Genomic DNA, 14,250 nt, shown 5'->3' with positions numbered 1-14,250 from the left:
CGGGGGTTTTGAGATTATCTTGAATGTATTAACACACGTTACAAATCCGTAATTGGCTTATATACAGGAACAAGCGTTTTCATAACTACCCAACCGATGAGGTAAGATACCGCACAAATTGAGAAGATGATGAAATATCCCGCTTCTTCACCTTTAAAGCCCATGAAAACCATCTGTGTCTGTCCGGCATGATCGAAAAGAACACCCGATCCTTTGTTGATCAGGAAAGCACCAACACCTCCTGCCATACCACCAATACCGGTAATGGTTGCGATTGCTTTCTTCGGGAACATATCACCAACTGTTGAAAATATATTGGCTGACCACGCTTGGTGAGCGGCTCCCGCAATACCGATAATGATAACAGGTAACCAATAAGTCACTTGACCCAGAGGTTGTGCAAGCAGGGCTAGCAATGGGAAAAATGCAAAGATTAACATCGCTCTCATCCGGCCGTCGTAAGGATTCATCCCTTTCTTATCCACAAAGTAAGAGGGTAACCACCCACCAATGATCGAAAGGAGTGTTATCATATACAGTACGAAGAGAGGGAGCGCACTTTCGGTTGTATCCATGCCGTATACGGAACTCAGGTAAGCCGGAGTCCAGAACAGAAAGAACCACCAAACGCCGTCTGTCATGAATTTACCAAAGGCGAACGCCCAGGTTTGCTTATATTTAAAGCAATCCTTAAACGAGATCTTTCTGGCAGCTTCTTCCGCAGGGTCGGCAAGCGTCATTGTGCTTACATCAACATCCTGTTGAATGTATGCGAGCTCCTCTGCGTTAACCTTAGGATTAAGCTCAGGCTTCTTATACAAGAAAATCCAGGCACCCATCCACACAAATCCCAATGCCCCGATAATAAGGAATGCCATTTCCCATCCCCAGGCCTTAGCGATAAAAGGAATAGTGATCGGAGCAGCCAAGGCACCAACAGTCGCTCCTGCATTGAAAATACTGGTTGACAGCGCTCTGTCTTTCTTTGGAAAATACTCTGCAGTCGCTTTGATAGCTGCCGGGAAGTTCCCTGCCTCTCCAACCGCCAAAACGAAACGGGCAAAGATGAATAAAGTAACACTGGTGCTGATAACCATTGCTGTGTTATCAACCATGGCAATCGATTCCTTTGCGCCCTCAAAACCAACAAACCAATTTCCCGTAAGGATACCGGAAGTTGCAATTCCACAATAAGCGTGTAAACAGGCACCAATAGACCAAACTCCGATAGCCCAGAGAAATCCCTTCTTAGTGTCCATCCAGTCGACAAACCGGCCTGCAAATAACATACTTACTGCATAAAAAATGGAAAATAACGCGGTGATATTACCGTAATCATTATTGGTCCAATGGAATTCCGGAACGATAAAATCTTTCCATGTAAGAGAAAGAACTTGCCTGTCCAGATAGTTGATTGTTGTAGCAAAAAACAACATGGAACAAATTGTCCATCTGTAGTTACTTACTTTCTTAGTACCCATTTAGTTTAATTTAGTGTTTATTGGCAATCTGCTTATCTAACAGACTTAATTGTTTCAATTACTTCCTTGGTCAGTGCAACTAGCTCATCATACTTTTTATTTTCCATGATGTCTTTGGTAACAAGCTTACTTCCCATACCAACGGCACAGACCCCAGCTTTAAACCAACCCTGGATATTATCACGACCCAAATCAACACCACCGGTAGGCATAAACAACAAGTTCGGAAATAACTCCTTAATTCCAGATAAAAATGACGGGCCTAAAATATTTCCCGGGAAAAGTTTTACAAACTTAGCACCCATTTTCTCTGCTTTGATAATTTCAGTAGGAGTCATACAGCCTGGCACCCAAAGCATTCCGTTTTTATCAGACACTTCCGCTACGTCATCCACAAGTCCCGGACTGATAATATAATCAGCTCCTGCGTCAATAAAAGCCTGCGCAGAAGCAGCGTCTTTGATGGTACCAACACCCAGATACATACCAGGCATCTCAGCATCAATAACCTCACGCATTTTTTTGAAGTTCTCCAAAGCAGCCTCACCGCGGTTTGTATATTCAACTGCCCTTATTCCCGCGCTATATAATGCTTTCAGTAAATCGATGCTTACCTGGGCGTCTTTGTTGAAATAAAGGGGCAAAATTCCCTGCTCAGGAATCACTTTTAAAACTTCTTCTTTCTTGCTCATTTTTTTAAATTTTCTAGGAAATATATTTAGCATAAATGTATAAATTTTATACTGTGTTTATTTTAAAGATGACGAGCGTCATATATTATAATGCGGCCTAAATTTGCAATTTTCATAAGAAATGAACAGTTCTATTGCCATATTTAAAAAAAACCTAAATCTTTAATCTTTTTACTTTCCTCGGAAACGATTGCGTAATATTTTCATAAAAGAAGCATCAAAGGTGGGTATGGTCTGACTTTATTAAAGTATTTTTGATCATTCTATTATCAAACCTTTATAATATTAATTTATAGTATTAAGATGTCAAAAAAAGTTGTAACCCTAGGAGAGATCATGATGCGTCTTTCCACTCCAGGATTTGAGCGTTTTGTCCAAAGTGATTCTTTCGATGTTACTTATGGCGGTGGTGAGGCAAACGTAGCTGTTGCTGTGTCTAATTATGGTCTTAATGGAGTATTCGTAAGTAAGGTGCCTGATAATGCATTAGGTCAAGCTGCTATAAATCACATCCGTCGTTATGGCGTTGATACTCAACATATCGCTCGCGGTGGCAAAAGATTAGGTATCTATTTCCTTGAGACTGGCGCGTCTGCACGTGCTTCACAAGTTATCTACGATCGTGCTGATGCCTCAATCGCTGAAGTTGATGCTTCTGAATTTGATTTCGATGCTATATTCGAAGGTGCTGATTGGTTCCATACTACAGGCATCACGCCTGCTTTAAGTGATAAAGCTGCTGCCTTAACGCTTGCTGCTTTAAAAGCGGCTAAAGCAAAGGGAATTACAACAAGTATCGACCTTAACTACCGTAAGAAACTTTGGAGTAAAGAAAAAGCACAGGAAGTAATGACTGAGCTTTGTAAATACGTTGACGTTTGTATCGGAAACGAAGAAGATGCGGAGACCTCTTTAGGATTCAAGAGTGCAGGTACAGACATTACGAAAGGGGAATTAAACCTGGACGGATACAAGGATGTTTGCAAGCAAATGAAAGAAAAATTTGGCTTCAAATATATCGCTTCAACGCTTCGCGAGAGTCACAGTGCATCTGACAACGGATGGTCTGCGCTGGTATACGATGGTAATGAGTTCTATCATACCAAGCAATACGAAGTACGTATCGTTGACCGCGTAGGTAGTGGAGACTCTTTTGCAAGTGGTTTCATCTATGGTTTGGTGACTGGCCTGCCTATGAACGAGGCTGCTGAGTTTGGAGTTGCAGCTTCTGCATTGAAACACACTATTCCTGGTGATCTTAACCACGCTACTCTTTCAGAAGTAAGCACCTTGATGAAAGGTGACGCTTCAGGCCGGGTTCAGAGATAAAATCAAATTATTCATAGAAAAAATCCGCCTTAATATTTTAATGGCGGATTTTTCATTTAAAACCAATTTTATGATCATAGATTCTTTAGAGAACGCATCAAAATATTATAGCGTTCATCCCCGTTTCGAAAAGGCTTTCGAGTTCCTGAAATCTCAGGATCTTAACGCACTAGAAGTAAGCAAATTCCAGATTGATGGAGCGGATCTACATGCCGCGGTGTCTGCTAAGGAAGGTGTTACTCCTGAAGTTGCTAAGTTTGAGGCACACAACAATTTCATTGACATTCAGGTTTGTATTTCTGAAAACGAAAAAATGGGATGGAGTACCCGCAGCCAGTGTACAGATCCCAAAGATCCTTACAACGCTGAAAAAGATGTCATATTCTTCAATGATAAACCTGGAATGTACTTTGAGTTAAAAGCGGGCCAATTTGCGATCTTCTTCCCTGAAGATGTACATGCTCCTATGATCGGAGATGGTGTGATTAAGAAGCTGGTTATAAAAGTCAGAAAAGACTAGCGATCGACTGACAATTCAAAAAAAAGACCGGCTCTTACGAACCGGTCTTTTTTTTGAACTTGGAAAGTTACAATGTTACGCCCGTCTTGAAGATAGCAATCTCACGGAAGCCAGAGTTTTCGTGATGTGCTTTCTCACCGCTGGCGACGCGCACTATTTTATCTACAAATTCTTCCAGGGCCTCATCGAAGGTCTTATCCTCCGCAAGCGGTCCGGCATTATAGTCAATCCAATGTGGTTTTCTAGATGCAAGATCAGAATTGGTAGCGATCTTCAATGTTGGAATAAAGCTACCGAATGGGGTACCCCGACCTGTTGTGAACAGAACAATATGACATCCGGAAGCTCCCAAAGCAGTAGTCGCTACCAGGTCATTCCCTGGCGCACTAAGTAAGTTGAGCCCTTTTTCTTTAGAACGTTCGCCATATTTCAGTACATCCACAACGTTTGCTATACCGCCCTTTTGGGTGCAACCAAGTGACTTATCTTCAAGAGTCGAAATACCACCAGCCTTATTACCTGGAGAGGGGTTCTCATAAATAGGCTGCTTCTGGTCAATGAAGTACTGTTTAAAGTCGTTGATGAGGTGAACGGTCTTTTCGAAAACGTTCTCGTTAATACAACGATCCATCAAAATTGTCTCTGCTCCAAACATTTCAGGAACTTCGGTAAGAATCGTTGTTCCTCCCTGACTGATCAGAAAATCCGAGAAATATCCCACCAGCGGGTTAGCCGTTATCCCGGATAGACCATCCGAACCTCCGCATTTTAACCCAACTTTCAGCTCAGATATCGAAATAGGCTCTCTTCTGTCTTGACGTACTTCAGCATAAATTTCTTTTAAAAGCTCGATCGCAGCCTCCACTTCGTCTCCAACCTTCTGGCTGGAAAGAAACTTGATACGGCTTTTGTCATAGTCTCCAAGACCTGTTTCGAATTCATCTATACGGTTGTTTTCACATCCTAAGCCTAATACAAGCACTCCTCCAGCGTTGGGGTGCAAAGCAATATCTGAAAGTATTGCTCGTGTATTCTCATGGTCATCACCCAATTGAGAACAACCGTAACTATGCTTAAACACCTCGATACCTTCGATGTCGGTAGGGTTAACTTCGGCCTTGAACTCGCGAATAATCTGCTCAGCAATACCGTTTACGCAACCAACAGTGGGCACGATCCAGATTTCATTACGAATACCAACATCGCCATTCTTGCGTCTGTAACCATCAAAGGTCATATTACGCTGAGGATGCGCCAATTCGTGAAGTGAAGGATTGTAGGAGTAATCGAAAACCTCTCCTAATTTAGTCCTCACGTTCTGAACGTGAACATGCTCTCCCATTTTAATATTTGCAGTAGCCTTACCGATTGGGTAACCATATTTCAGCACGTCGCCACCTTCAGGAATATCGACTAACGCTATCTTATGCCCCCGCTCAATATCATTGAGCAGTTCAATGGTCGTTCCCTCTACCTCTATCGTTTCTCCCTGACTGAAATTTCTCAGAGCGATAACTACGTTATCACGGGAATGTATTTTAATTAGCTCTTTCATTATTTGCCCTTTACCTTATTATACCGTCTCGATGGCTTTTTCCATTCCATTTTTGGTGATATTCACCAAATGGCCGGTTACCGACTTAGTCAGACCTTCAACACTGTTTAAATCTAACTTCCAGTTCTTTTCGTAACCTAACACTTCTCTCACTACGTCCTCTATTGACTCATCTGTTCCGTCATACTTGCTCCATGCATTCTTCAACAATACAAGAATCGCCGCGTCATCGTTAAGAGAAATCTCTTCTTCACCTCTCTTGCCTCTGTAAAATGCAATGGTTGCAGCCAGAGAGAAAGCCAGCTTCTGAGGAACTTTTCCTTCACGTCTAATAAATTCCAAAACAGATGGAAGTACCCTTGTTTCAAATTTAGGGAACGAATTCAGAGAAATACTCATAAGCAAATGCTTGATATATGGATTTCTGAACCTGTCGATCACTTCTCCTGCAAACTTCTCCAGCTCTTCTTTTGAAAGATCTAAGGTCGGGATGATTTCATCAAAGATAGCTTCCTTGATAAATTTTCCTACAACGGGATGTTCTACCGCTTCTCTAACGGTATCAATACCATAAAGATATGCAACAGGGACGAGGGTAGTATGCGCACCATTTAAGATTCTAACCTTACGGGTACGGTAAGGTGTGATGTCTTTTACATATAGCACATCCAGGCCAATAGACGGGAATGGAAGCTCATTTTGAAGAGATTCCGGAGCTTCAATTACCCATAAATGGAAGTGCTCTCCTTCTACAACTTGCTTGTCTTCGTAGCCTAATTCTTCAGTGATCTCGGCAATTCTCTCTCTTGGATATCCCGGCACAATCCGATCAACAAGTGTATTGCTGAAGGTACACGCTGATTCCAGCCAATTAATAAACTCGGCTCCAAAATCCCATTTCTGAGCTAGCTGAAGAAGAATGCGCTTAAGGTTGTCAGCATTTTTTTCGATAAGCTCGCAAGGAATGATATGAACACCCTTAGCCTGATCTCCAGAGAATGTTTCAAATCTATGTTTTAACCAAACAGCCAGCTTTGCCGGATAAGAGTTTGGAGGAGTAGCACCAGCTTCATCCTGGTCATCATAAGCAATACCTGCTTCTGTGGTGTTGGAAATAATATACCGCATTTCAGGAAGCTCAGCAGTCTTAAGATATTCCTGGAACTGAGTGTAGGGATTGATACCCCGACTGATAACATCTATCGTTTCATGTATACTTTCCGGCTTTCCGTTTTTCAGCCCTCTAAGATAAAGGGTATAGAGGCCGTCCTGTTCGTTCAGCATATCCACCATCCCTTTGTCAATAGGTTGCACCGCAATAACAGAACCGTTAAAGTCTGTTTTCTTATTTAACTCGTGGAACATCCAATCTACGAAACAACGTAGAAAGTTACCCTCTCCAAACTGAAGTACTTTTTCCGGACGGTTAGTGTAGTCCGAATAGACCTTTTTATTTAATTGCATATGTTATTTTATCTTACTTAATTAATCTTCTTGACTCTCTTTATTGATTTTTGCTACTCTGAGAATATCCTGTCCAGTGGCATCTCCTTTCTCCTGCAGTTTACCGAAAGCTGCGGCAGTAGCATAGTTTAAAGTCTCCTGTGGGTCATGCTGCAAATAAGATCCGTAGATTAGACCACCCATAAAACAATCTCCGCTGCCAGACCGGTCTACTACGCCAACAGTTCTATACTCAGGTGAATTGTATTGCTTACCATCGGTGTACAGACTTGTATAATATAAGAGATCTACCTTATTGCTATCAAAACGGAAAGTATTTGCTACTGCTTTACATTTTGGAAAGAGATCCATTATTTCCATAGAAGTGCTTTTAGCGTGATCGAGATACGCCTGCTTTGTTCCCTTTTCATGAATGTTATCGTCAATTGATGTGCCGAGCAAGCTATTGGCAGACCATATATTGCCCATGACAACATCACAATATTCCACCAGCTTTGGCATCACTTCAATTGGCTCCTTGCCATACTTCCAGAGACGCGAACGGTAATTAAGATCCACCGATATGCGTATATTTTTCCGCGATGCAGCTTCCAGGCCCTCGAGGCAAACGTCAGCCACATTCGCATTAAGAGCCGGACTTATTGCAGTGAAATTAAACCAGGATACGTCGCGTAAAACTTTGTCCCAATCAATCATTCCCCTTTTTAAATTAGCGAATGATGAATGCTCTCTGTCATAAACGACACTACTTTTCAGATCAGCACCTCTGTCGAGGTAATAAACACCTATCCGATCACCTGCAAAAATTACAGAGGAGGTATAGATGCCTTTGTATTCGAGGTAATCCGTAACGTACTTTGACATGAAATTGTCGGGCAAAACCGTACAGTACTTCACAGGAATGTTCCAGCCTGCCAAAGCCGTAGCTGTGTTAGCCTCTGCTCCACCGACATACAATAGGAAAGGGTGTTTTTCTGCTTCATCACCAGAAGATGGAGAAACCCTTAACAACAATTCTCCAAAGCACAATACTTTACTTATCACCAGCTTATATAATTTTTTGCGTTATAATAACAAATATCCTTCACCATCTTGCCTATCCATTCTATGTCATTCGGCAATTCACCGTTCTCCACTTCTTCACCGAAAAGATTACAAAGAATCCTTCTGAAGTACTCATGTCGCGGGTAAGAAAGGAAGCTTCTTGAATCAGTAAGCATTCCGATAAAACGGCTTATCAAACCCATATTGGATAGAGCGTTCATTTGCTTAATCATCCCGTCTTTCTGGTCAAGGAACCACCAGCCAGAACCAAACTGCACTTTACCAGCGACAGAACCGTCATTGAAGTTGCCGATCATCGTTGCTATAAGCTCATTATCCGCAGGATTCAGGTTATAAATTACCGTCTTTGCAAGCTGATCGCTGGTGTCCAAACCATTTAAAAATTTAGATAGCTGCCTTCCCTGACTGAAATCACCAATAGAATCCCAACCTGTATCCGGACCTAAAATGGAAAGCATACGGCGATTGTTATTTCTTAAAGCGCCTAAGTGAAACTGCTGAACCCATCCTTTTTCATGGTCCCACTTCGCAAAGTGAACCAGCATTGCAGACTTAAACTTAAGTACCTCTAGTTCTGTAAGTGCACCGTTACTTCTTATCTTGGAAAAGATTTTGCTTATCTCCTCGTCAGTATAGTCCTCAGCATAAATTTGCTCAAGACCGTGATCCGATACGCGGCAGCCATTTGCATCGAAATAGTCGTGTCTTTGCTTTAAAGCCTTCAGATAGGTATCAAAATCTGAAATACTCAATTCCGTTACTTTTTCAACCTTGTTGATATAATCGTTCAAGCTGGCCACATCTTCGGCAGCCATTGCTTTATCGGGACGAAACGTTGGTCGAACCTGTAGAGCTATTCCCTCTGCCGCAATCTTTTGATGATGTTCAAGAGAGTCTATAGGATCATCCGTGGTACAAACAGCTTCGACTTTCATCTTGTTCAAAAGGCCTCTTACTGAGTACTCGGGAGTTACCAGCTTCGCATTACATGCATCATACACCTTCCTGGCGGTGCTGCCTGATAGAATATCATTCACACCGAAATAACGACGCAGTTCCAAATGAGTCCAGTGGTAAAGAGGATTTCTCATTGTATAAGGAACGGTTTCAGCCCATTTTTCAAACTTTTCAAAATCACTCTTACCGCCGGTGATGTAATCCTCATTAACACCGTTGGTCCGCATTGCACGCCACTTATAATGATCACCATACAACCATACTTGAGTAAGATTCTCAAAGCTGACATCGTTCGCTATCTGCTCAGGAATTAAGTGATTGTGATAATCTATAATAGGCATCTCTTTTGCGTACTCGTGATAAAGACGCTCAGCCGTGCGGTTAGTTAATAAAAAATTGTCGTCTAAAAACTGTTTCATGTTCTCTATGTATTAAACCTCTTAAGAAGTGTGTTCTCATTTTTTTGCTGATTGCTGCAACAGCCATTGGGCCAGATCATTCGCTGCAGCAAAATTATCAAAATTGGCTGGCAACTTACGACCATCGACGTATTCATTATACAACCAGGGATCACCAACAGCGAAGATTATTCCTTTACCCAGTCTTGAAGTGGCCATGATAACATCTCCTTTTTCAGTTATAACCGGCTCAGCTTTTCCTGTCAGTTTCAAAGTACTCAATTCCTTTATATACAACTTCTTTGCTGTCTTAAAGATACGATTTCCCGAAGGAACATTGATGGCAGCCATCTCAAACTGCTTGCCTTTAACCGTATTTCGCTGGTCTTCATTAAAAGTGATACCAAACGCCTGTGCCAACCTGTTGAAGTTCTTAAATTCGCAGTTACCTATATCATTAGACATCAACACCAGAACACCTCCTGATTTCACCCAAGCAGTGATTTCGGCTACATCCTTTTGGCTCACAAAATTAGGTTTCGCAGCTTCCTTTTCCGTATCCGGATCAACAATGATATATACGGATGAATTTGTCAGATTGGATGCTGAAGGAGCTTCTTCGAGACTGGTGGTGCTTGCTCCCGCGTTTTTGAAAAGATTCTTCCAGAACCAAAATCCACTATTCGCCTGATCTTCCCAGGCATAATGATAGCGAATTTCTTGTCCGAAGGGTCCTTTCTTGCGTTCATTATTAAAATAATAATCCAGAGTGACAGTTTTTCCAAGACCAGGTTTAGGCAATGCTGCAAGCTCCATCTCATTTGACGCACTAATGAAAGAACCTACACCCTTGGGATCGTTTGTGATAACCTTCTCACTCATGTAATACTCAAAGCTTCCATCACGGTAAGGTTTACTACCTAGTCCCGAAACACTAACGGTCCCTTTAAAGTTGATTTTTTCAGCGTTCACTTCTTCAACGAACTCCCTTTTCATGCCTTCAAAACCCTTTTTTGCTACTGAAAAGTATCGTTCAGGAAGATACCCTTGTCTCACACCTTTTGCTATAGCATATACAAACATACTTGCAGCAGAAGACTCGAGGTAATTGCCCTTACCTTCTGGTACATCGATGATATCATACCACAGGCCTGAAGGCTGTTGTACCTTCGAAACAGCTTCCGCAAACCGGTTTAGTATATCAATTAGCTTTTTCCTCCCAGGATGGCTCGCAGGGAAATATTCCAGAGCGTCTACAAGTCCCATACCGTACCAACCCATTGCTCTGCCCCATACATGCGGAGAACGCCCTGTCGCTTTATTCGCCCAACGTTGCTCTCTGGATTCATCCCAGCCATGGTATAGTAATCCAGTCTTAGTATCTCTGGTATTATTTTCCATGAAGATAAACTGGTTTGCAATATCTTCAAACGCTTTCGTGTCGTTCGTTATTGCAGAATATTCGGCATAGAACGGCTGTCCCATATAAAGACCGTCAAGCCACATCTGATAAGGATAGATGCGTTTATGCCAAAATCCGCCTTCTTTTGTACGCGGGTGCTCATCCAATTGATGACGAAGGACCTGTGCAGCTTTCAAATATTTCTGCTGACCCGTTACCTGATAAAGCAACAGCAGCGATCTCCCGTTTTTTATATTGTCAATATTGTGAGAGCTCTTGTCATAAGTACGAATGTTGCCGTCTTCGCCGACAAAGTGGTCCATACTTTTCTTGATGTATTCGAAGTATTTTTTGTTGCCAGTACGCTGCCACACTGCCGATACACCCTCCAGGACAACTCCCTGGTCGTAGGTCCACTTAAAAGGGCGACCAGTCCACAGAGAGTCAGCCCAAATATCCAGTACGGTTGCAGTCATCCTTTCAGAAAGAGGCACCGACTGGGCAGTAACCTCAGGCCCGGGAAAGAAAAATGCAACAGCCAGAACAATTATTAAAGCTACTTTCTTCATAGTCCTATTGGGTTTTTAACGCTTTTTTGGTCGCTCCATACTTAAAGTCGGCGATGCTCTTTGCGCTTTTTAGCTCAGCGTTTCTCAGAGTGATATTGGTGCTTCTTTCTCCCTTCACATCAAAGATAAGCTCTGCTCCTTCGTTGTATTTAAGACCGTCGAAAGTCAAGCCGCTGCTGTTCATTATATCGACCACAGGTTGCGTGTTCTTGACAATCAAATTAACATTTCTAAAGTGGATACGTTTAGCATCCTGTATCTGAATACCGTTATTCGCCTGGATGGTAATATTCTCCAGGTGTATATTCTGGATATTCATTTCCGGTAAGCCTCTTACGAAAATGCCTCGCGCAGCCCCGTCACACACCAGATTATTTACATGGATATCCTTAAACTGCGGCGTCCCTTCGTTCACCGGTACTATAGCCTCCTTAGGCATCTTAGCCCCGCCATCGTTTATGAATACCGGACTTTTTGCACCATAGTACATGTCAAACAAAACAGCCTCCCCGGGGATGTCTTTCATTGTAATGTTCTTGATGTACACTTTTTCCACAACACCGCCTCTCCCACGAGTGGTCTTGAACCTCAAGCCAATATCGGTCCCAATGAAAGTGCAATCCGTTATAAATAAGTTTTTAGCCCCTCCCGACATTTCACTACCTACAACAAAGCCACCATGTCCATGATAAACAGTACAGTTTTTAACAAGAACGTTTTCTGTAGGAATGCCTCTTTTACGGCCTTCCTCGTCTCTTCCTGACTTAATGCATATCGCATCATCTCCCACATCAAACACGCTGTTCTCTACCACCACATTTTTACATGATTCGAGATCCAGACCATCGCCATTTTGCCCGTACCATGGATTTCTCACCACGATATTATTGATAATGATATTTTCGCACATTATGGGATGGACGTTCCATGCAGGTGAATTCTGAAAGGTGACACCCTCTAACAGGATGTTCTTGGTTTTTGTAAGAACGAGCAGATTCGGCCTTAAAAAATCTTTGATGTCTTCGTAGTCTTTTGCCGTCTTTCCAGGAGCTATAGCACCCGCGTTATTAGTTTGAGATCCCTTAAGCGAGCTCGCTGATGGATACCATATTTTTCCACTTTGATCCAGCGCTCCGCCTGATGAAATCAGCTTCTCCCACTGATTGGCGGTTAGCTTTTCACGTTTTACCATTCGCCAGGAATCGCCGTTACCGTCGACGATTCCCTTACCGGTGATAGCAACATTTTCCAGACCGGTACCCGATATCGGAGGCTGGTTTCTTACTGCAGCAAGACCTTCCCAGTTTGCTTCAATTAACTTGTATTGGGATTTATCGCGACTGAAGCTTAAAACAGCATCACTTTTAAGATGCAGGTTAACGTTACTCTTCAGTTCAACCGGACCGGTTGACCAAAGACCTGCTGGTACAAGAACAACGCCGCCACCATTTGCGCTACAGGCCTCAATTGCGGCATTAATACTTTTCGTATTCAAGGTCAAGCCATCATTAATGGCTCCATACTTAACAATATTAAAGGTATCGGCCTTAAAGACCGGCTTCTCAACTATGGGTAGAACATTGATTGGCCAAGAGGGCGACTGAAGCTGGGAAAACGACTGAAAGCCAGTCAACTGTAAAATCGAGGCAACGATCGCTACCTTTAAGTTCCGTGTGTTGTTCATGTTTCCTATTAATCACCGAACGATATACCATTTTCAGATATGAGGTTCCCCCCTCTTACTCATTCAGCTAATGTTTCAATTATCTAATCTTTATGTGGTTAGTATAAACGATTTAAGCAAGATTACAGACTTTAGCCTGAAAAAGAGATGAATTGAGAATATAAATTTACGCAAACGTTATCGGAGGTAACGATGTGGATAGAAAAAACAAAAGGGGATCCGACTATCGCCGGATCCCCTTCATCAGGATGCCTTTTTTATGATTAGAAACACCCGATCGGATGATCTTTATTACCTCAGATCTTTAATTGCCACAGCATCCATATCAGAATAGACCAGGTTCTCGCCAGCCATCGCCCATATAAATCCGTAGTTCGATGTACCACCTCCTGAATGAATTGACCAGGGAGGTGAAATAATTGCCTGGTGATTCTGAACTACCAGGTGACGAGTCTCCTGAGGCTGTCCCATAAAATGGAATACCACCTGATCTTCCGGAACGTCGAAATAAAAATACGACTCCATCCTACGGTCATGAACATGTGATGGCATGGTATTCCACACAGATCCTGTACTTAAAATAGTAAGTCCCATTACCATCTGACAACTTCTCGCGCCTTCCATATGTATATACTTGTATATGGTGCGTTCGTTAGCAGTATCTTTGCTTCCAACAGTAGTCGGGAAGGCATTCTCCTTCTTCACAAGCTGATGAGGATATTCTTTATGAGCTGGAACAGAGTAAAGGAAGAACTTCGCAGGATTTTCAGCTGAAACACTTGAAAACACGACTGATTTCGAGCCCTTGCCTACATAAACTGCATCTAACCTGTTAACCTCGTACGTGGTACCGTCAACAGACACCTTTCCATCTCCTCCCACATTTATAATACCAAGCTCACGTCTTTCTAGAAAATAGTCTGCGCGCAGATTTTCGTAAACAGGGAGTTCCAGCTCCTCATTTACCGGAACCACACTTCCGGTTATTGCACGATCGTAATGAGAGTAGGTAAAATTGAATTGACCTGCCTGCATGAGGTCTTCTAACAAAAAATTTGCACGAAGTTCTGACGTTCCTAAAGATGCTACTTCTTTAGGACCTTGTGCATACCGTTGATTCATTATCATAATTCA

At 42.4% G+C, this 14,250-nt stretch carries 11 protein-coding genes; 2 read left to right on the top strand and 9 right to left on the bottom strand.

The features are described 5' to 3' along the window. Window positions 1-38 precede the first annotated feature (38 nt). Both B0I27_RS03000 and B0I27_RS02995 read right to left on the bottom strand, forming a co-directional pair. The gene (locus B0I27_RS03000; RefSeq protein WP_106291305.1) at window positions 39-1,481 is read right to left on the bottom strand and encodes an MFS transporter; all 1,443 of its coding nucleotides are present in this window, start codon (window positions 1,479-1,481) and stop codon (window positions 39-41) included. Between the two features lie 32 nt (window positions 1,482-1,513). Next, window positions 1,514-2,173 (bottom strand): bifunctional 4-hydroxy-2-oxoglutarate aldolase/2-dehydro-3-deoxy-phosphogluconate aldolase, encoded by a 660-nt coding sequence (locus B0I27_RS02995; protein ID WP_181276661.1) that lies wholly within the window; start codon window positions 2,171-2,173, stop codon window positions 1,514-1,516. A gap of 303 nt (window positions 2,174-2,476) precedes the next feature. Between B0I27_RS02995 and B0I27_RS02990 the strand changes: the two genes are divergently transcribed. Together B0I27_RS02990 and B0I27_RS02985 are read left to right on the top strand one after the other, a co-directional pair. Then, the gene (locus tag B0I27_RS02990) at window positions 2,477-3,502 is read left to right on the top strand and encodes a sugar kinase (RefSeq protein ID WP_106291301.1); all 1,026 of its coding nucleotides are present in this window, start codon (window positions 2,477-2,479) and stop codon (window positions 3,500-3,502) included. Between the two features lie 70 nt (window positions 3,503-3,572). Continuing rightward, a complete protein-coding gene (locus B0I27_RS02985; protein WP_106292066.1) occupies window positions 3,573-4,022 on the top strand; it encodes a NanQ anomerase/TabA/YiaL family protein in 450 nt (149 codons plus the stop codon). 67 nt (window positions 4,023-4,089) lie between these two features. Here B0I27_RS02985 and B0I27_RS02980 read toward each other — a convergent pair whose 3' ends face one another. The 7 genes from B0I27_RS02980 to kduI all read right to left on the bottom strand — a co-directional run bounded on the left by B0I27_RS02980 (window position 4,090) and on the right by kduI (window position 14,238). Continuing rightward, window positions 4,090-5,577 carry a UxaA family hydrolase gene (locus B0I27_RS02980; protein ID WP_106291299.1) on the bottom strand — a complete coding sequence of 496 codons (1,488 nt, stop codon included), beginning with the start codon at window positions 5,575-5,577 and terminating at the stop codon, window positions 4,090-4,092. An 18-nt stretch (window positions 5,578-5,595) separates the two neighbouring features. After that, the gene (locus B0I27_RS02975) at window positions 5,596-7,041 is read right to left on the bottom strand and encodes a tagaturonate reductase (protein WP_106291297.1); all 1,446 of its coding nucleotides are present in this window, start codon (window positions 7,039-7,041) and stop codon (window positions 5,596-5,598) included. Window positions 7,042-7,062: 21 nt separating this feature from the next. Further along, a complete protein-coding gene (locus B0I27_RS02970; RefSeq protein ID WP_245925419.1) occupies window positions 7,063-8,085 on the bottom strand; it encodes a sugar kinase in 1,023 nt (340 codons plus the stop codon). Beyond that, window positions 8,082-9,482, bottom strand: coding sequence for a glucuronate isomerase (gene uxaC, locus B0I27_RS02965; protein WP_106291295.1), 1,401 nt, complete (start codon window positions 9,480-9,482; stop codon window positions 8,082-8,084). Before uxaC ends, B0I27_RS02970 begins: the two co-directional genes overlap by 4 nt. 36 nt (window positions 9,483-9,518) lie before the next feature. Continuing rightward, entirely contained in the window at window positions 9,519-11,432 is a 1,914-nt protein-coding gene (locus tag B0I27_RS02960; RefSeq protein ID WP_106291293.1) for a glycoside hydrolase family 88 protein, read from the bottom strand. 4 nt (window positions 11,433-11,436) lie between these two features. Continuing rightward, window positions 11,437-13,116 (bottom strand): glycoside hydrolase family 28 protein, encoded by a 1,680-nt coding sequence (locus B0I27_RS02955; RefSeq protein ID WP_106291291.1) that lies wholly within the window; start codon window positions 13,114-13,116, stop codon window positions 11,437-11,439. A 291-nt stretch (window positions 13,117-13,407) separates the two neighbouring features. After that, window positions 13,408-14,238, bottom strand: coding sequence for a 5-dehydro-4-deoxy-D-glucuronate isomerase (kduI, locus tag B0I27_RS02950; protein ID WP_181276660.1), 831 nt, complete (start codon window positions 14,236-14,238; stop codon window positions 13,408-13,410). Window positions 14,239-14,250 lie beyond the last annotated feature (12 nt).

The organism is Arcticibacter pallidicorallinus (assembly GCF_003002875.1).
GTDB classification, from domain to species: Bacteria; Bacteroidota; Bacteroidia; order Sphingobacteriales; family Sphingobacteriaceae; genus Arcticibacter; species Arcticibacter pallidicorallinus.
Note: the sequence above shows the minus strand (reverse complement) of the source record. Positions and strands in the feature narration are given on the sequence as shown.